This window comes from Paenibacillus gyeongsangnamensis, assembly GCF_027533625.1.
In the GTDB taxonomy this organism is placed as follows: domain Bacteria; phylum Bacillota; class Bacilli; order Paenibacillales; family NBRC-103111; genus Paenibacillus_G; species Paenibacillus_G gyeongsangnamensis.
Map to the genome: position 1 here is coordinate 88,690 of NZ_JAQAGZ010000008.1, position 18,644 is coordinate 107,333.

18 protein-coding genes are annotated in these 18,644 nt (G+C 53.6%); 5 read left to right on the forward strand and 13 right to left on the reverse strand.

Going from position 1 to position 18,644, the window contains the following annotated elements:
• Complete coding sequence (locus tag O9H85_RS13675) at positions 1 to 1,077, forward strand: ThiF family adenylyltransferase (protein ID WP_269882150.1); 1,077 nt, start codon at positions 1 to 3, stop codon at positions 1,075 to 1,077.
• Positions 1,078 to 1,186: 109 nt separating this feature from the next.
• Here O9H85_RS13675 and O9H85_RS13680 read toward each other — a convergent pair whose 3' ends face one another.
• The 5 genes from O9H85_RS13680 to O9H85_RS13700 all read right to left on the reverse strand — a co-directional run bounded on the left by O9H85_RS13680 (position 1,187) and on the right by O9H85_RS13700 (position 4,353).
• Entirely contained in the window at positions 1,187 to 2,332 is a 1,146-nt protein-coding gene (locus O9H85_RS13680) for a C40 family peptidase (RefSeq protein WP_269881984.1), read from the reverse strand.
• A 108-nt stretch (positions 2,333 to 2,440) separates the two neighbouring features.
• Positions 2,441 to 3,091, reverse strand: coding sequence for a glycoside hydrolase domain-containing protein (locus O9H85_RS13685; protein WP_269881985.1), 651 nt, complete (start codon positions 3,089 to 3,091; stop codon positions 2,441 to 2,443).
• A complete protein-coding gene (locus O9H85_RS13690) occupies positions 3,075 to 3,371 on the reverse strand; it encodes a phage holin family protein (protein WP_269881986.1) in 297 nt (98 codons plus the stop codon). Before O9H85_RS13690 ends, O9H85_RS13685 begins: the two co-directional genes overlap by 17 nt.
• A gap of 15 nt (positions 3,372 to 3,386) precedes the next feature.
• Positions 3,387 to 3,659, reverse strand: coding sequence for a hemolysin XhlA family protein (locus O9H85_RS13695; RefSeq protein ID WP_269881987.1), 273 nt, complete (start codon positions 3,657 to 3,659; stop codon positions 3,387 to 3,389).
• A gap of 211 nt (positions 3,660 to 3,870) precedes the next feature.
• Positions 3,871 to 4,353: an ArpU family phage packaging/lysis transcriptional regulator gene (locus O9H85_RS13700; protein WP_269881988.1), complete on the reverse strand. Its 483-nt coding sequence runs from the start codon at positions 4,351 to 4,353 to the stop codon at positions 3,871 to 3,873.
• A gap of 223 nt (positions 4,354 to 4,576) precedes the next feature.
• On the opposite strand from O9H85_RS13700, the gene O9H85_RS13705 reads away from it, so the two are divergent.
• Together O9H85_RS13705 and O9H85_RS13710 are read left to right on the forward strand one after the other, a co-directional pair.
• The gene (locus O9H85_RS13705) at positions 4,577 to 5,089 is read left to right on the forward strand and encodes a helix-turn-helix domain-containing protein (RefSeq protein WP_269881989.1); all 513 of its coding nucleotides are present in this window, start codon (positions 4,577 to 4,579) and stop codon (positions 5,087 to 5,089) included.
• Positions 5,090 to 5,099: 10 nt separating this feature from the next.
• A complete protein-coding gene (locus O9H85_RS13710) occupies positions 5,100 to 5,516 on the forward strand; it encodes an ImmA/IrrE family metallo-endopeptidase (RefSeq protein WP_269881990.1) in 417 nt (138 codons plus the stop codon).
• A 156-nt stretch (positions 5,517 to 5,672) separates the two neighbouring features.
• On the opposite strand, the gene sufB is transcribed toward O9H85_RS13710, so the two are convergent.
• The 7 genes from sufB to O9H85_RS13745 form a co-directional block, all read right to left on the reverse strand.
• On the reverse strand, positions 5,673 to 7,070 hold the full coding sequence (sufB, locus tag O9H85_RS13715; RefSeq protein WP_269881991.1) for a Fe-S cluster assembly protein SufB: 1,398 nt from the start codon (positions 7,068 to 7,070) through the stop codon (positions 5,673 to 5,675).
• Positions 7,071 to 7,099: 29 nt separating this feature from the next.
• The gene (gene sufU, locus O9H85_RS13720) at positions 7,100 to 7,528 is read right to left on the reverse strand and encodes a Fe-S cluster assembly sulfur transfer protein SufU (RefSeq protein ID WP_269881992.1); all 429 of its coding nucleotides are present in this window, start codon (positions 7,526 to 7,528) and stop codon (positions 7,100 to 7,102) included.
• Entirely contained in the window at positions 7,515 to 8,741 is a 1,227-nt protein-coding gene (locus O9H85_RS13725; RefSeq protein ID WP_269881993.1) for a cysteine desulfurase, read from the reverse strand. Before O9H85_RS13725 ends, sufU begins: the two co-directional genes overlap by 14 nt.
• Entirely contained in the window at positions 8,738 to 10,051 is a 1,314-nt protein-coding gene (sufD, locus tag O9H85_RS13730; protein WP_269881994.1) for a Fe-S cluster assembly protein SufD, read from the reverse strand. The genes O9H85_RS13725 and sufD overlap by 4 nt, the downstream gene beginning before the upstream one ends.
• Positions 10,052 to 10,112: 61 nt before the next feature.
• Positions 10,113 to 10,940: a Fe-S cluster assembly ATPase SufC gene (sufC, locus tag O9H85_RS13735; protein ID WP_269881995.1), complete on the reverse strand. Its 828-nt coding sequence runs from the start codon at positions 10,938 to 10,940 to the stop codon at positions 10,113 to 10,115.
• 142 nt (positions 10,941 to 11,082) lie between these two features.
• On the reverse strand, positions 11,083 to 11,673 hold the full coding sequence (locus O9H85_RS13740; protein WP_269881996.1) for a DUF1802 family protein: 591 nt from the start codon (positions 11,671 to 11,673) through the stop codon (positions 11,083 to 11,085).
• A gap of 235 nt (positions 11,674 to 11,908) precedes the next feature.
• Positions 11,909 to 12,082 (reverse strand): hypothetical protein, encoded by a 174-nt coding sequence (locus O9H85_RS13745; RefSeq protein ID WP_269881997.1) that lies wholly within the window; start codon positions 12,080 to 12,082, stop codon positions 11,909 to 11,911.
• A 206-nt stretch (positions 12,083 to 12,288) separates the two neighbouring features.
• Here O9H85_RS13745 and mtnK point away from each other — a divergent pair, with 206 nt between their 5' ends.
• Together mtnK and mtnA are read left to right on the forward strand one after the other, a co-directional pair.
• Positions 12,289 to 13,494 carry an S-methyl-5-thioribose kinase gene (mtnK, locus tag O9H85_RS13750; protein WP_269881998.1) on the forward strand — a complete coding sequence of 402 codons (1,206 nt, stop codon included), beginning with the start codon at positions 12,289 to 12,291 and terminating at the stop codon, positions 13,492 to 13,494.
• 422 nt (positions 13,495 to 13,916) lie between these two features.
• The gene (gene mtnA / locus O9H85_RS13755; protein ID WP_269882151.1) at positions 13,917 to 15,008 is read left to right on the forward strand and encodes an S-methyl-5-thioribose-1-phosphate isomerase; all 1,092 of its coding nucleotides are present in this window, start codon (positions 13,917 to 13,919) and stop codon (positions 15,006 to 15,008) included.
• 251 nt (positions 15,009 to 15,259) lie between these two features.
• Here mtnA and O9H85_RS13760 read toward each other — a convergent pair whose 3' ends face one another.
• Positions 15,260 to 18,499 carry a hypothetical protein gene (locus O9H85_RS13760; RefSeq protein WP_269881999.1) on the reverse strand — a complete coding sequence of 1,080 codons (3,240 nt, stop codon included), beginning with the start codon at positions 18,497 to 18,499 and terminating at the stop codon, positions 15,260 to 15,262.
• Positions 18,500 to 18,644: the final 145 nt, after the last annotated feature.

Below are 18,644 nucleotides of genomic sequence, written 5' to 3' on the forward strand. Positions count from 1 at the left end.
ATGACGGAGATGCCTAACAACGGGAATCAGGGAGAACGGTCCGTTCCGGACCCCGAGCGTTATTCGCGGCAAATGCTGTTCGCCCCCATCGGCCCCGAAGGGCAGGCCAAGCTGCTGTCCTCGCGCGTTGCCATAGTGGGGATGGGCGCTCTCGGCACCGTGCTGGCAAACCATATGGTCCGCGCGGGGGTCGGCTACGTCCGGGTCATCGACAGAGACTTCGTGGAGAAGAGCAATTTGCAGCGGCAAATGCTCTTCGACGAGGCGGATGCTGGGCAATCGGCGCCGAAAGCGGAAGCGGCAGCCGCAAGGCTGCGCGCTGCAAACGGCGGCGTCGTCATCGAGCCGGTCATTGCCGATCTGAATACGACGAACGCGGAGGAGCTGCTCGCGGATACGGATTTGATCCTGGACGGGACCGACAACTTTACCGTACGCTTTCTTATCAACGATGTCAGTCAAAAGCACGGCATTCCATGGATTTATGGCGGCGCCGTCAGCTCCCGCGGCGTCTCGTTGACCGTGATTCCCGGCGTGACGCCTTGTCTCCGCTGTTTGTTCGGACAGCCTCCGGAGCGGGGCACGACCGAAACATGCGATACGGCCGGCGTCATCGGACCGATCATCCATACCGTAGCCTCGCATCAAGCGGCGGAAGCGTTCAAGCTCCTCGTTGGCGCGGATACGCAGCTGAACCGTAAGATGGTGCATTGGGATCTTTGGTACAACCAGTACGCCGCCGTAGATGTCAGCAAATCCAGGAAAACGGATTGCCCCTGCTGCGGGAAACGGCAATTCGAATATTTGGATTCCGCTCTTGAGGAAGAAACGATCCAGACGCTCTGCGGACGCAACTCCGTACAAATTTCCCCGGTTCGTCCGTCGTCCCTCTCCTTGCAGGAGTGGGCCGAGAAGCTCCGTCCTCTCGGAAGAGTGGAGCAGAATCCGTTCCTGCTTAAGCTTCATTTGCCTGACGACATCACCTTGGTGCTCTTTCCCGACGGACGAATGATGGTTCAAGGGACTGACGATCCGATAGCGGCCAAAAGCTTATACAGCCGATATATCGGCATGTAATGACACCGACTTATCCGAGCACCCCGAACTGGAGATCGATCAGGTGTTCATGTAAATATGAAACGAATAAAGACCATCCTTTGCTGGACGGTCTTCTTTGTGCATGGACTTAACTCAGCCTTACCGCTCTGAGGAATGTTCTTTTCCAATATGCCGTGTTGATCTCTGTTATCTGCACACCATTCTGCGGCGAAGGAGCCGCGTGAATGATCTTCTGGTCTCCCATATAAATCGCCACATGGCCGACAATTTGATTGGAACGGTACTTACCCGGAACGTAGAAAAACATCAAGTCGCCTTTGCGCAGCGATTTTCGGTCCACCGCTGTTCCTTGAGCCGCTTGAGCCCTTGCCGTTCGTTCCAGCTTCCATCCATATCGATCGAACACATATTTAGTAAAAGAAGAACAATCGAATTTCCCTGATTTGGCGAAGGAGGCGGCACCGAACTCATATGGAACGCCCAAGTATCTTTGAGCCCGGTCCGTCAAAGCCTGGGTATCCAAGCTTTTGCCTCTGGCCGCCGGTAAGGCGGGCTCTTCCATCCACGACGTTATGGCAGGCTGGTCAGGCCAAGCTGCCGACGTCATCTTGCTCTTGGCTGGGTCCGCCGGATCGTCCGCAAAGTCCAGATGGGTTCCCGATTCCGCTTCATCCGGACTTTCCGCCTGCTGAATGACCGCTTGATCCAATAAGCGAAAGATGATCGACTTCCCTTTCACCTCATAGGACAAGTCGTCGTTAAATAAGAGCGGCAGAGCCGCAGCCGGAATCATCAGCTGCGAGTTATTCAGGATCGGCGGGTCCGCCAGCTTAATCCGGTCGGCGTCCTTCAGCGCCGTCTTCTGGCCAATGGTAAGCTCGTAGGACGGATCGTTTTCTCCCATTTGGAAGACGCTGCGAGCAGCGTCCCAGCTATACTGGTAGCCTGAAGCGTTAGCAAATTCGGTGCCTATCACGTAGTCCTTTCCGTTCAGCGTCAGAAGCGGTATCGTCAGCTGCTCGCGCACTACCGCGGACTGAGGCTGCACCCATCCGCTGCTTGGATTCGTTTGCCGATCCTGCGGAAGCATCCCCGGATCGCGCTTGCCGTTCTCCAGCTCGCTCATCTGTCGGTCGGCCGACTTTCCGTTCGTACTAGGGATTTTCCCTACTTGACCGCTCTCCTGCTGTTCTTTCGACATTTGCGGGCCGCAGGCCGTCAACATGCAGACTACGGCAAGCATGGCCGCGAGGCTTATGCGTGCTCTTCTCACTTGTCTTTCTACCCCTTCCCTGAAACGATCGAGATCGAGTTCTGATCATAGGATGAGATGCGGATGGAAGGGATATGCAAGGTGATTCTTGGCAATGGAAACGAAAGGTCACGGCTTTTTCATTCTTCTAGCAGCCCGGCTGCTGCTCGCTGAACATTCACCAACCGCTCTCCACCCTCCGGCGTCCCCATCGGATTCACATAAATTGATCCGGATCCCGTTCGTTATAAGCCCAAGCCCGTCCTGTCCGAGATCATGTTGATAAAGGCTGTTTCCTTCAAATACAAGCTGTTTGCTCCATGCCCTGGTTTGCATCAGTTTGGCTGTTACGCCGCGTTCTGCCATAGCCTTTACTACGGCATAAGAGCCGTACACGCCGAGCTCGTACCCTTCTATTGCTCGGTCAGCCGATCGCATGTAGGCCTCAATGCGATTGAAGTCGTTCTCCCGTGCGTTGTAATCTACGGCAAAATAGATCGCCGAGCCTACAGGCTGTGCGGCACCGCGGGCGTACTGTAGCGCCAGCTTGCCGTCGAACTCCCCCGCCCAATCTCCCTCGCGGCAGCGGTCCGGGTATCGCTCGAAGATCGAAACGATGGATAGGCCGGCATCCGTAATCCGCTGCGCTTCGTATGATGACAATCGCTTCCAGGAGTTCACGTCCGCCAAATACCTTACGGCAAAGGTAAAGCCCTGTGCGGCAAAAATAGATACCTTGTCCGCCGTCAACGGCGTGGCGCAATCAAAGCCCTTTGCCATCGTGCCTGCCTCCCGATTCCCCGTTGACCTTCTTTCCCTGCTTCAGCAGCCGGTTGCCATAAACGGCCGCAGCGGCGCACAGCATACCCTGAAGCAAGGATTCCGGCGTTAAGCCTGCCGTCCACACGGAGCAAGTCAAAGCGAACGCCGATACGATATAAACGATCGACCAATCCGGTGCCATCGGTGTCTGTTTCAACATCGATCCGAGCACCCAGCAGGCGGCTGCGACCGTCATAAGCTTAGGTTCAATCAGGTTCATTACCGTAGTCCAGTCCATAAGCATCATCTCCTTTTATTTGTTCAAGCCGCCCCGAAGGGTGTAGCCTATTCCGGCAAAAATAATCGCTCCGAACACTGTGGTAGCCAGCCAAAAAATCAATTTGTCGATCTTGTTCAGCCGATGGTGAGCGGCTTTCACACTATCCATCGCTTTATTAGCCACTGCTTCCGCATGATCGAGCTTCTCGGTGACGTCCTTAAGAGCGGCCATCTTTGTAGAGAGCTCGCGCAGATCAAGCCTTACGTTCGTCAGCTGCTCTGGAATTTTATTCATTTCGTCCATCATCCATCTCCCTCCCTTCCCCTGGCGCCGCCACCCGCCCTGCAGCGTTCAGACATCCTAACTCCCCCGCTTCCCTCCTTGGGCGAACACAAAAAGGAACGCATAACCTGCGCTCCTTTGATGTCCCTTTATTCCATTTGTCTATGCTACAAATATATCATGGATTAAAGAAAATGCTCTGCCGATATCATGCCGCAATCCTGTCAATGCTCATTCATTTTTCTGCCATTTGCTTGAATAAAGATTTACCGAGAGGTTTATGCTGATCCAGATACACCTCCAGTCTGAGGGCGAAGGCCAGCTTTAAGATCGCACGCAATTTCAGCCGATAGTATTTTCGTTCGCTTAAATGCATTTCCATAATGACATTGTAGTCAAACACCTCGTCATCCACCATGTATCGTTTCTCAATAATCTGCCTCTCCACCTCCCCAAGCATGGAAATCGCCATCTCAACCTGCTCCTGCTCTTCCCGCAAACGCTCTTCTTTCTTTACATTCCATAGAGCAATATTCTCGGTCGGATTGGACAGCATATTCGTTGTGCCGTGCTCACGGGCTTCGTAAAAGGCAGTCGTCCTCGTCTCACGGCGGATGAATCCGATTTGTTTGTAGATGCGCGCCGACTCCAGCCTCTCCTCCACCGCTCTCCGGGTTTCTGCTTTGTTTATTTCAGACGGAAATATGATTTGCTCCATATGGATCGCTCCTTCGCTTTTTATATGATCGTTTCCTTATGGCACTAATAGTATTATACTATTTCCAATTGGTAAAGGTTGGAGCCTCTTGGTATTCGTCTGAATTCAAGCGATTTCCAGCGTATTTCTTACAAGGAAACCTTTTTTCTCTCGATACCTTTACCTTTTGGTATTTCCATTGTATAGTTATTACCAACAGGAAATAAGGAGAAGGGTGAGCCTAATGAGCGAGCATGGATTCGGCAAGTATCTCAGAGATTTGCGTGAAGAAAGACATATTTCGATTAATCAGTTGGCTTTTTATTCGGGGGTAAGCGCTCCGCAAATTTCCAGAATTGAAACCGGCACTCGAGGGGTTCCCAAGCCGGATACCATTCGTAAACTCGCAAATGCCCTTAAAGCTTCTTATGACGACATGATGGTGGCTGCAGGTTATGTTGAACAACCGCATGCCGCTTCTCACGTGGAAGGGAACGAGGAGCTCCGGGGATTAAACAAAACCAGGGATCATTCTACGCCCTCCTGGGCCACATCGAAAGATCAACGGGATATTAAGAAAATATTGGAGGAAGACCTCCCGGTCATGTTCGACGGCAAGCCCGTAAGCGATGAAGACCGTCAACGGATCACGGATCTGCTAACGGGTTTTCTGTGGGAATCCAAGGAAATGAACAAAAAAACCTACGGACGCAAGAAAAGCAGCAGGAATTACTCCTCAGAGGACAACGAGAAATAGGGGTGGTTTCGTGCAGAAAATCATTCAAAAGCTGATCCGCCGTTTCGGCACGAACGATCCTTTTATTATTGCGCGGGGTCTAAACATCCATATTCGATTTGAGGATTTGGGGAAAGATACCCGAGGCATCTACTTTCATAAACTGCGCCGCCGATGTATTTTCATTCATGACAAGCTGGACGAGCCTTGGCAGCGATTTGTTTGCGCCCATGAATTGGGGCATGACCGGCTTCATCCGGGATTCAGCCGCTTCTGGCTGGACGAGCATTCCTTCTTTCATGCGGGGAAATATGAACGGCAAGCGAATCAATTTGCCGTATGGCTGTTAATCGGGAAGGATCAACTGGAAGAAGGCGAATCATGGTACGACCTCTGCAAACGGAATGGTATTCCGGATGAAATGCATAGCTTTTTTTTGACAGAGTAATACGCCGTAAGGTCTTTTTTTATATCAGTAAACCAAACATATGTTCCTATCTAACTAAAAGAAAAACCGCGTCCGAGCAACCTGGACACACAAGCGTGAAGGTCACTTTGGACACGGTTTTATATGTTATCCCGGAAACCCGTATTTCATAAAGGGTTAACCGATACTGCCTTCCATCTCGAATTTGATGAGACGGTTCATTTCCACTGCATATTCCATCGGCAGTTCTTTGGTGAACGGCTCGATGAAGCCCATGACGATCATTTGCGTCGCTTCCGCTTCGGTCAGGCCGCGGCTCATCAGATAGAAGAGCTGGTCCTCGGATACTTTGGAAACCGTCGCTTCGTGCTCCAGCGTAATGTTGTCGTTCATGATTTCGTTGTATGGAATCGTGTCCGAAGTGGACTGGTTATCCATGATCAGCGTATCGCATTTGATGTTCGCTTTGGAGCCTTGGGAATTTCGTCCGAAGGAAGCCAGACCGCGATACGTCACTTTGCCGCCGTGCTTGCTGATGGACTTGGAAACGATCGTAGACGTCGTGTCCGGCGCCAGGTGCGTCATTTTCGCGCCTGCGTCCTGATGCTGGCCTTTGCCCGCTACGGCGATGGAGAGAACCATCCCTTTCGCGCCGCGGCCCTTCAGTACGACTGCAGGGTACTTCATCGTCAGCTTGGAGCCGATGTTGCCGTCCACCCATTCCATCGTCGCATTTTCTTCCGCAACCGCACGCTTCGTAACGAGGTTGTAAATGTTCGGCGCCCAGTTCTGGATCGTCGTGTAGCGAACGCGCGAATCCTTCAGGCACAAAATCTCAACCACGGCGCTGTGCAGGGAGTTCGTGCTGTAGATCGGCGCCGTACAGCCTTCCACGTAGTGGACGAAGCTGCCTTCGTCGGCGATGATCAGCGTGCGCTCGAATTGACCCATGTTCTCGGAGTTAATCCGGAAGTATGCTTGAAGCGGAATTTCCACTTTAACGCCCTTCGGTACGTAGATGAAGCTGCCGCCCGACCAAACCGCGCTGTTCAGTGCCGCGAATTTGTTGTCGCTTGGAGGAATAACGGTACCGAAGTATTTCTTGAAAATTTCCGGATGCTCGCGGAGCGCCGAATCGGTATCCATGAACAGCACGCCTTGCTCTTCAAGATCCTTCTGCATGCTATGATAAACGACCTCGGACTCGTACTGGGCGGATACGCCCGCCAGGAACTTTTGCTCTGCTTCCGGAATGCCCAGCTTGTCGAACGTCTCCTTGATCTCCGTCGGTACTTCTTCCCACGTCTTCCCTTGCTTCTCTGAAGGCTTCACGTAGTACTGAATGTCGTTGAAATCGAGATCGTCCAGATCCCCGCCCCAACGCGGCATATCCATTTTGAAAAACTGCTCCAGCGATTTCAGACGAAATTCCAGCATCCATTCCGGCTCGTTCTTCATTCGGGAGATTTCGGTTACGATCTCGCGGGTCAATCCTTTACCGGATTGGAACACGGCTTTGTGCTCGTCGCGAAACCCATACTTATAATCTTCCATTTCGGGCATCTTCTTAGCCATTTGCCTTCATCCTCCTTTAATTCTTAGTTTTATTCCGACTGCTTAGCTTGGTCGATTCCCTTGCGAAGGGCGTTCCAGGCCAGCGTTGCACATTTGATTCGGGCGGGAAATTTGTTCACGCCGGACAATGCTTCGATATCCTCGTACTCGAATTCCACCGGCTCGCCCTTCATGAGCCCCGAGAACTTCTCCGCCATCTCGAGCGCTTCCTCCAGCGTCTTGCCCTTCACGGCATCCGTCATCATTGAAGCGGAGGACATGCTGATAGAGCAGCCTTCCCCGGTAAATTTCGCCGCTTGAACCTTCCCGTCCTCGACCTGCATCTGGAGCTGAATCTTGTCTCCGCAGGTCGGGTTGTTCAGGTCGATGGTCACGTTCTGGTTATCGAAGGTGCCGCGGTTGCGGGGATTCTTGTAGTGATCCATTATGACCCTGCGGTACAAATCATCCAATTGCATAACCGAAGTACTCCTTTGCTTTACGTAGTGAAGCCACCAGGCGGTCAACGTCTTCTTCGGTATTATAGAGATAAAAGCTGGCCCGCGCCGTAGCGGTCACATTCAGCCAGCGCATCAGCGGCTGGCAGCAGTGATGGCCCGCACGTACGGCGACGCCTTCCGCATCCAGCACGGTAGCCACGTCGTGAGGATGAACATCGTCCAAATTGAACGTTACGAGTCCGGCACGATTCTTCAGCGGTCCGTAGATCGACAAGCCGTCGATTTCTTGCATCCGTTCGATAGCGTATGCGGTGAGCTCGTGCTCGTGACGCTCGATTTGGTCCAGACCAATGCTTTCAAGAAAATCGATCGCCGCGCCGAGTCCGACCGCGCCCGCAATGATCGGCGTTCCGCCTTCAAACTTCCACGGGAGGTCCTTCCATGTGGAATCGTACAATCCTACATGGTCGATCATTTCGCCGCCGAATTCGATGGGCTCCATCTCCTGCAGCAACTCTTTCTTGCCGTACAGCGAGCCGATGCCCGTAGGCCCGCACATCTTGTGTCCGGATAAGGCGTAGAAATCGCAATCCAGCGCCTGCACGTCAACCTTGAGATGGGGGGTGCTCTGCGCGCCGTCCACGACTATCTTCGCGCCGTTGCGGTGGGCGATCTCGGCGATTTCCTTGACCGGATTAACGATGCCAAGAACGTTCGATACATACGTGACGGAAACGATTTTTGTCCGCTCCGTAACGGCCTTCTCTACCGATTCCAGGTTAATGGAGCCGTCAGGCTGAAGCTGGATATATTTAAGGACAGCGCCGGTAGCTTTCGCTACCTGCTGCCATGGAATGAGATTGCTGTGATGCTCCATCGGTGTGATGACGATCTCGTCGCCTTCCTTGCAGACGGCACGCGCATACCCTGTTGCCACGAGGTTCAGAGCCGTTGTCGTGCCGCGGGTGAAAATAATTTCTTCCGTAGACTTCGCGTTAATAAACGCGCGAACCTTCTCTCTCGCGCCTTCATAGGCGTCCGTGGCTCTGGAACCAAGCGTATGCACGCCGCGGTGCACGTTGGCATTATCCCATTCGTAATAGTGCTTGACGGCCTCGATGACCGATACCGGCTTCTGCGACGTAGCCGCGGAATCGAGATAGACTAACGGATGGCCGTTGACTTCCTGGTGCAGGATGGGAAACTGTTTACGTATTTCAGACGTATTCATTGTCCCAGCTTCCTTTCTACCAGGAGACCCAGCTGCGATTGGATCGCTTCGAGCGGGATCTCGGATACGACCGGCGCCAGAAAGCCGTAAATGATGAGCCGCTGCGCTTCCTCACGGGAAATGCCGCGGGACATCAGATAGTACACCTGCTCCGGATTTACCTGTCCGACGCTCGCTGCGTGTCCAGCCGTAACGTCGTCTTCGTCGATCAGAAGAATCGGGTTGGCGTCGCCGCGCGATTTGGGGCTTAGCATGAGCACCTTCTCCGTTTGCTCGCCGTTCGCTTTGGTCGCGCCCTTCTCGATCTTCGTAATGCCGTTGATGATAGCCGTAGCCTCATCGCGCATGACGGCGCGGGTAATCATTTGGCTGTCCGAGCTCTTCCCGAAGTGAACGGCGCGCGTCGTCACGTTCAGCTTCTGATCGTTCGTGCCGATGCAGATGACTTTGGCGTCGGAGGTCGAGCCGTTGCCTTTCAAGATCGAGGTCGTCTCCGACATCGCATTGCCGTAGTTCATTTCGCCGATGATCCACTCGATGCCGCCGTCGTTCTCGACCAGCGCCCGGCGGTAAGTCAAGTCAGTTACGGAGCTGCCGAGATTGTGAACCGAAGCGAAGGTTACTTTCGCGCCGGCTTTTACGACGACTTCCACGACGCCGTTCTGAATCAGCTCCCCGGCTCCGCCTTCCGATAAATAATTGTCGACATAAGTGACTTTGGAATGCTGCTCGGCCACGATCAGGACGTGCGGCGAGAAGCTGGCATCCGCGTCATCCGACAGGAACAGCGCCTGCACGGGAACCGCCACTTCGACGTTCTTCGGCACATACAGGAATACGCCGCCGCTCCAGATCGCGCTGTGCAGCGCGGTCAAGCGGTTCTCATCCTTGCTTACCACGTTCAGGAAATGCTGACGCACCAGATCTTCATGATGAATCAGCGCGTCCTCGAGGCTTGTAAAGATGACGCCTTGCTTGCTGAGCTCCTCCGAGATGCTGTGGTAAACCACGCCGGAGTTGCGCTGTACGAGCAGGTTGGACGGGTGGCCTTCGCCTTCGCCCGTCACGAGAAGCTTGGCAGCTTCCGGAAGCTGCTCCAGAGAGCTGAGTGCTTCCGCTGTTTTATATTGTCCGAAGGATTGCAAGTTCCAACGGTCGATTCTTGTTTTCTCTAATTTAGGCAGTTCCAACGATCCCGCCAGCTGCAGGCCTTCGGCCCGGAGTGCGGTCATCCATTCCGGCTCGCGTCTTGCTTTGGACAGCTCCACCAGACCCGCGTGATCGATGGGAAGAACCGTTTGTGTACTCATTTCTGTATTCCTCCTCATAATTCCTTACGAAGCAACGGCGCTTCGCTAGGCCAGTTCGATCTTAATATTTCGGAGCCGTGGTGTTCATTGGCATTTTGAATTCTTCTTCTCCGCCAACCGTTTCGTCGACGATGCCAAGCTCTTCCTTCACCCAGTCGTAGCCTTCGTTCTCCAGACGCTCGGCCAGCTCGGGACCGCCGGATTTCACGATGCGTCCCTGCATCATGACGTGGACGAAGTCCGGCTTGATGTAGTTGAGAAGACGCTGATAGTGCGTAATGATCAGGAAGCCGCGGTCTTCGGAACGCATGGCGTTCACGCCGGTTGCCACGATACGGAGGGCGTCGATGTCGAGACCGGAGTCGATTTCGTCAAGAATGACGATACGCGGGTCGAGCATCAGCATTTGCAAAATTTCGTTCCGCTTCTTCTCGCCGCCGGAGAAGCCTTCGTTCAAGTAACGGTGCATGAACTCAGGATTCATCTCGAGCTCTTTCATTTTGCTTTCCATTTGGCGGATGAATTTGATCAAGGAAATTTCGTTGCCTTCTTCGCGGCGGGCATTCAGGGCGCTCCGCAGGAAGTCCGCGTTCGTTACGCCCGTAATTTCGCTCGGATATTGCATCGCGAGGAACAGGCCGGCGCGCGCTCTTTCGTCCGTAGCCATCTCCAGCACGTCTTCTCCGTCCAAAGATACGGAGCCTTCCGTCACTTCATACTTCGGATGACCCATGAGCGTGGAAGCGAGCGTACTTTTACCGGTACCGTTCGGTCCCATGATCGCATGAACCTCGCCGCCTTTTATCGACAAGCTGAGGCCCTTCAAAATTTCTTTTCCTTCGACAGTCGCTTTCAAACCGTCTATGATAAAATGTGGTGAGTTTGCCATGTGATCTCATGCCTCCGCTTTAAGTTATTCTTTCCTAATAATCATTCTAAACTGATTCTCAGTGATTCTCAATGCTAATATATCATTATATCGCATTAAATGAAATGAATAAACCGGGGATACCGTCCATTTTCAATATTTTTCACACAAGCGCAGCTTTTACCTTGTTTGCTGCCGCCCCGAAAGCTTCATCCGAAAGTACGGGCTTTCGCGGAATTCCGTCCAGCTTGTCCGCCGGCAAGCCGATCCACGATTTACATCCGTTATACTCCGCCAGGATAGGTAAGGAAACCGGAGTCTCCAGTTCATAGACGCGAAGCAGCATGACGTGCAGCGGCTTCGTCTTTTTCCATTTCAACCGTTCCTCGGCGAACCGGTCCGTCCACATATGCAGTTCCCTTAGCTTGTCCAACTCCTCCTGAGACGATAGAAGAATGTCTTCGGTAAGCTCTGCATATACGCTGACGGAGACCTCTTCCGCATCCGCACGCCATGCGGCAACCGACGCTTCCACCTGATCCGCGAATTCGGGCTTGACAAGCTCCTTCCGCTGGTGCTCATAGGTCGGGTACAAATAGAAGCTGTCGCTTTCCACCTGAAAATCCTTCGTCTCCTCCCGGATCCCGCCTTTTCGCATGATCAGGATTTGCTTTCCGAGCCGGAGCGCCTCCACCGCGGACGCCCATTCCTTCAGAGCCGGAACCTGCCCTTGATCGTTATGTACTGTCATCATTAGCTCCTTTCTCCCGATTCAAGTCATCCCTTTGTATTATAGGATTTCAGCCAGTTTAAAGCAATTCGCGGCCGGCATAACCCGTACGCAGGTATCCCGGCTACACGGGGGCTTGACCCTCCCGTGGCCGGACTTTCACCGGCAAGAAGATGCGTGCCTCTGGGCACGCTCAAGCTGAAAAAGGGAAGGCTGGTGTCCAGCCTTCCCTTTTTCCTATATGATCCTATGGATATGCTTAAGGCACTTGCACTAACATGCTCTGATTCTGAATCCGGGCATACTGTTCGGGGTTTGCTTTCATCGGATTCGGGGAAACGGAAGCCGTCTGCTCCGCGGAGTTCGCGCCCAGAACAAGCAGCACCGCTCCGGCCGTCAGAACAAAAGCAACTCTCATCAGCAATTTATCCATAAGGAAAACCTCCAAGTGAACGGTTATACTCCTAATTGTAAGAATGAATGTGATTCTTGTATTATCGCAGTGTGAAGGTTTTGTAAATCGGTCGCCGGAGGCTGGCGCCCGACAAACTCAAGACCGCTCTATTCCCAACCGGGACGGTTTGTTTTATACTTAAGGAATAGCATTTTTCATATGGAAAAAGGAGGCATTCCCCCGTTATGTCGACATATCAAGCGTTATCGGAAGCCGAGGCGGTTGCTTACGCCCGGAAACTTCCGAATTTATTCCAGCCGGACAGCGAGCTGACCAGCCAGGAAATCGGCGACGGCAACTTGAATCTCGTATTTCACATCGTGGAGCCTTCTACCGGAAAAAGCATCATCCTGAAGCAAGCGCTGCCATACGCCAAGGTAGTCGGGGAATCCTGGCCGCTGTCGCTGGACCGCGCCCGCATTGAGGCGGAGGCGCTGATCATTCAGGGGGAGCTGTGCCCGGACCTCGTGCCGGTCGTGCATGCCGCCGAGCCGGAGCTCGCCTTGACCGTAATGCAGGACTTGAGCGACCACGTGATCATGCGCAAAGGGCTGATTGAGGGTAGCCGTTATCCCTTGTTCGCCGAGCATATCGCCCGGTTCTTGGCCCATACCCTTTTCTATACGTCGGACCTCGGCATGAACCAGCAGGAAAAAAAGAATCGGGTCAAGCAGTTTATTAACCCGGATTTGTGCAAAATTACTGAGGACCTGATCTTCGACGACCCGTACACGGATTCGCCGAACAACAATGTGCCTCCGGCGATTCGCGACGCCGTGGAGGCGATCTGGAACGATCGCGAGCTTCATCTCGAGGTAGCGATGCTGCGGGAGGGCTTCATGACGCGGGCGCAGGCGCTGCTGCACGGCGACCTGCATACGGGCAGCATCTTCATCAAGCCCGATTCCACCAAGGTGATCGATCCGGAGTTCGCCTATTACGGTCCGATGGGCTTTGACATCGGCGCCGTCTTTGCGAATCTGCTGCTCAATTATGCAGGCCAGGAAGGCTGGAGCAAGGACGAAGCCTCGCGCGCGGACTACCGGGGTTACTTGCTGGGCACCATTCGCGACATATGGCAGCGGTTTGAAGCGGAATTCCGCTCGCTGTGGAACCAATACGGCGTGGACCGCGTCTTCAAAACCCCTGGCTACCAGGACTTGTTCATGAAACGCTTGCTGCAGGATACGTTCGGATACTCCGGCTGCAAGATGGTGCGCCGCGTGCACGGCCTGGCGCAGGTTGCCGATATCAACCAGCTGCAGGACGAGGCGGCCAAGGAACGCGCCCAGCGGATCGCCCTGGGCATCGGCACGTCGCTCATCAAGTTCAACCGCCGCGCGGAGTCGATCGATCAGCTGCTGGAGATTGCCGGGAAGGCCATGAAGTAAGCTCGCACATTCCCGGTCTCTCCTTGCCCGTTCCTGCTCGTGAGCTGAGAAGCAAGTGCCGGCATGATTTCCGGTGACTTGCGGCCAGACTTGTGGACAGAGTTTCGGTCAGAAACTCTGCCGGACTTACGGTCGTAATTCGGTATACTTTTGCGAGTTAGCGAACTTTGGTATACTGGCAGTGAATCTATATCACTATTCAGCTGTTATCTATGCAAATCATGGCTGTAGTGAACGTAAGTTCGATGCTAACGGACCTGCATTCACGAGAAGTATACGTAAGTTCACTACGTGCATTTGTGGGATGCCTATTGCAGATTTAGTGAACCCAGGTTCCTTACAAGCGAACCTGGGTTCATTCATGTGAATGTGCGAGCGGACTCTACATAAACCCGTACATTAGATAAAGGAGGACATCAATGATGACCAATACAGAACAAGCGGCAGCCTCGGATTGGCTGCAATCCGTCCGGTGGAATTCGCTCAAGGATCAACTGGACCTGCTGGACCAGCGGCTGCTGCCCGATGAGATCGTCTACCTGGAGCTGACGACCTCCGAGCAGGTTTGGGACGCCATCAAGCAGCTGGCGGTCCGGGGGGCGCCGGCGATCGGAATCGCCGCGGCGTTCGGGGTGTACCTCGGCGTGCGCGGCGCCTTCGCCAGCCGTGAGGAGCTCCTGGCGGAAGTGATCCGCCAGTGCGAATATCTCGCGACGTCGCGTCCGACGGCGGTCAATTTATTTTGGGCGCTCGACCGGATGCGGGCGCGGGCTGAGGCGCTGCTGGGCGAAGGGGCCACGGACGTTCCGTCCGTGGAGGCGGCCCAGCGGGCGCTGCTGGACGAGGCCTGCGCAATCCAGGCCGAGGATGAAGCGACGTGCCGCGCCATCGGCGAGCACGCGCTCGGTTTGTTCGAGGACGGCATGGGCATCCTCACGCACTGCAATGCGGGCGGTCTCGCCACCGCCCGCTACGGCACGGCCCTTGCGCCGATGTACCTGGCGCAGGAGCAGGGCATACGCCTGAAGGTGTATGCCGACGAGACGCGCCCGGTGCTGCAGGGCGCGCGCCTGACCGCCTTCGAGCTGCAACAGGCGGGCGTCGACGTGACCCTCATCTGCGATAACATGGCCGGGGCCGTCATGCAGAAGGGCTGGATTCAAGCCGTCATCGTCGGAACCGACCGCGTAGCCGCGAACGGCGACGTAGCCAACAAGATCGGCACCTACAGCGTAGCTGTTCTCGCCAAAGCGCACGGCATTCCTTTCTATGTAGCCTGCCCGTTGTCCACGATCGATCTGAATACGCCGACCGGAGCGGACATCCCGATCGAAGAACGTCACGAGGATGAAATCACACAAGGCTTCGGCAAGCGGACCGCGCCGCAGGGCGTTAAGGTATATAACCCGGCCTTTGACGTAACGCCAAGCGAATATGTCACGGCCATCATCACGGAAAAAGGCATCATCCGCGCGCCTTACGAAGCCAACTTGAAGAAGCTGTTCCAAAACTGAGCCATATCGTACAACACGGGGGCGGATGCGAAAGAAATACAACACTTCGAACCGCTCCCGGGACTTAACCAGGATAAACGGCTGCGCCGTCCTTGTCTTACAAGGACCAGCTCGTTTACCAAGGTTGATGCGAAGCTATAAGCTACGAAAACTTATAAATTCTTGTCAACCAAAAAAGGAACCTCCAAAACCGCTTTAAAAGCGGAGTTGGAGGTTCCTTTTTTTTGAATTGAACAGCCTATTGCCGGTCGTTATCCGATTAGTGCCTGCATCGTACCGATCGGAGTGACTTTGCGAGGCGGAATCCGTTTTAACCACTCCACCACGTCGGCGCGGTAAAATTTCCCGTCTCCGTTGGCATCGACCCGGTTCCTGATGTTGTTCAGCGCCGCTTCCACACTGCTCACCGCGACGCCCCGAATCAGGACGATCTCATAATTCGAGGTCTGTGTTTGGTCGTACGAAGCCACCTGGACCTGAACCCTGTTTTCTCCCAACACAAGATTCGGAAGATTAATAAGGTTAACCCCGCCCGGCAGGCTCGAATACGTATATCCCGTGACCGTGCTGCCTGTAACGGTCATCGTGGCTTTGGGGTCGGAAGTGATCACGCTTAACTGCACCAAGCTTACTCCGCCGTCCAGATTGATCCGTATCGGACCGCCGTCAGGCACGTAAGCCCGTTCGCCGACGATAACGCTTTGAATGGCCGAGCTGCCGACCGGCGCGCGGTTCACAACAATCGTGTAGCTTTGACCCTGCAAACCGTCCGATGAAACCAACTGGAATTGAATCTGGTTGTCACCGAATGAAAGTCCGGGGAGGTTAATCCAGCTTACCCCATCCGAACCGAGGCCGTAGACGGCTCCGGATACCGTGCTGTTCGTGATCATAATTCGTGCTCCGCTATCGGTTGTATTGACGTATAAGTAGACATTGCTCGTAACACTGTTTACGCCGATGCTGATTCGTTTATTCTCATCGGGCATATAGCTGTTATTGCCGTATACAACACTTGAAACCGTTGGGACCGATTTCTTATTGACGATAATCGTATAAGTACTGGTTTGCGTCCCGTCCGGAGACTGGGACTGGAATACCGCAGTATTGTTGCCCGGCTCCAAATGAGGAAATTGAATCGTATCCTCTCCGATCAGCTGCGCGCCGCCGGTAACGCTGGAAATCGTTGTTCCGGATAGCGCAGAATTCGCCTGAAGTGCGATTTGGTCCACGCCGGCGGCCACATTAATATTAAACGTACGTTCCGTATTCGGCGTATAGGTTTGGTTGCCATAGGTCAGATTCACGATCGTAGAATCGCTCACATCCAAAAGATAAGGGTCCCCGAACGTTCCCGATCCGGATTTCACCTTCGCCCCCGCGAACAAGTGGATCACCGGCACTAGCTTATATTCGCCGTAATTCGAATTGAAATCGTCTACCGGGCTGCCGCTGAAATCTGTGGCAAGCACACGATAGGAAGGCCCGGATCCCGTTACATCATGCTGCGGATTGATTAGCCATGCGTTGTTGTAACGTTCTCTGATTTGAAGATTGATGTTACTCTGCAGGTCCGTATATTCCTTCCGGCTCAGCAGCCCCACCTTGGCCATGACGGACCGGGTGACGGAAGGAGCGTAATTTTGCGGTGCATCGACGGTATTCTCGTAGACGGTATTATCGTAAGGATAATCTGAAATCTGGCTCTTCTCCGTACCCAGAGAATCAGTGTAATCGTGATTCAAATAATAAGGAACGGTTCCCGGTAAATCCGTTTGAAAACGATACCCCAGCTCGTTCTCGTTCCAGGTTGTTCGATTCTTTTCCCAGCTGCACCCAAAGAAATTGCTGCCTTCCATCCATGGGCATGCCGTGATGGCATCTACGCTTACCAAGGTTCTCTGATCCTTATCCGCAACCATCCACTCGGTGCCGCCGCCTAAAGAAAAAATTTGACCCGGTTCGGCGTCCAGCGCCGGGGCTTCGCGGAATAGGACCAGGTTGTAGGTTTTGTACCCCGAATGATCATCCGGCGTAACGGTAAGCCGAACCGGATTCGCTCCCGGCTTTAATCCCGAAACGGTGATTTGGCCGGATACCACAGGGAGCGCTAAAGTACCTTGCGCTGCGCTGACCGACTTCCCGGACGGATATTTCAAGACCGGAGTTAACGTAACCGTCGTCGTCTCTTTCGAAATTTTCACTTGATAGCTCGGCTCATCGCCGTCAATATTCGGACTGACAGGGAATTCCGCGGCGCCAGAGCTTGTTGTTAAGCTCAGGAGATTGAGCGCGTCGCCTCTGTACTCGAAATCCACCCAGCTAATCTCGCTGGCATTCCCTGCTCCGTCATAATATTGGACATAGACCCGCTGGTTTTTCGTATTGTCAGCGATTAGGAACGGCACGACGCTGCCAAACGGTTTCTTGGGCGGATTGCCGCTGAAATCACCGGTTGTCGACAGCGCATAGCTCGATACGCCGGAGCCGCTCCCATCGGAAGCGTTCAGGCGCAGCCGAACCAGCTTGCTGTACGTGAACGACTCTCCCGATTCAAGCGCGATGGAGCCTATAGGAGGGGTTGTATCCCCCGTGATCGTTACCGGCGCGAAATTCATCTGAGACTCATAACCGCTGGAGCTGACGGCAAAAGGATAATCACCCGGCTCCATCGGATTTCTGGCGACGATCATCTCCAAATCGATCGTATTCGTCGCTTGGAGTGTATTCGGAAGACTTATGTATAAATAACCGTCGTAGCCTACAAAATCGGGTGTGAAGCCGTTTACGCTGTAATCGTTTTTGTTCAGGCTAAACGTAATATCCCTGCTAGGGAGCAGAGCCAGGTTGTTCCCTCCGGAAACGAGATGATCTGCAGCATAATGTACGGAATATTTCACCCGCGCCGCTCCTTGAGTCGTATTATCCAACGTAACCTGAACGACGTTGTTATCGATTGATATCGAATAGGTCGACGGATTCGGATCAATACTCGTAGACACCTGAATATCCTTGCCGCCGCCCTCAAAATCGTTGGTAATCGCACCCGTTTCAAGCGTTACTTTCACATTGCCGCCTGCTCGGATCGAAGTCGTAACGGGAAAAGTGATCTTTCCGCCATCTGAGGAGACGTTACTCGGCGAATAGCTGCCGTTAACCCAAACGGCCCTAGTCTCAAAGGTACCGCTAACCAGGTTCATATTCGTAATGTTCAATTTGAACCGCGGGCCAAAATCGATGGTGATGGTATCCGTGGGGTCCAGGGTGCTTGGCGTAGTAAAATTGATTTCCCAACCGTTCGTGCCTCCCGGCTTAATCGGCCCCCCCGCCGGGGTCAGCTGAATATTCGTTATCGTAACCCCGCTGTTTGCATGCGTCCTCCCAGGCATCATCAAAAGCATCATGATCGCCGCGGCCAATACAAAAAACGCCATCATTCGACGCATTGGGACCGGCGCCTTAGACAGTCCGCCGGTCAAAGCGAATTTCATTCATTTCCCCTCCCAAGTTTCTGGTTATTTAGTCATACATAGTTATGTCTATTCTATCAAATAATTGGAAGGGAATCTCATTCTATTTCATATCCTAAGAAAATTTAATATTTGCCTGCAGCCCTTATTGTACCTGACGCCGATT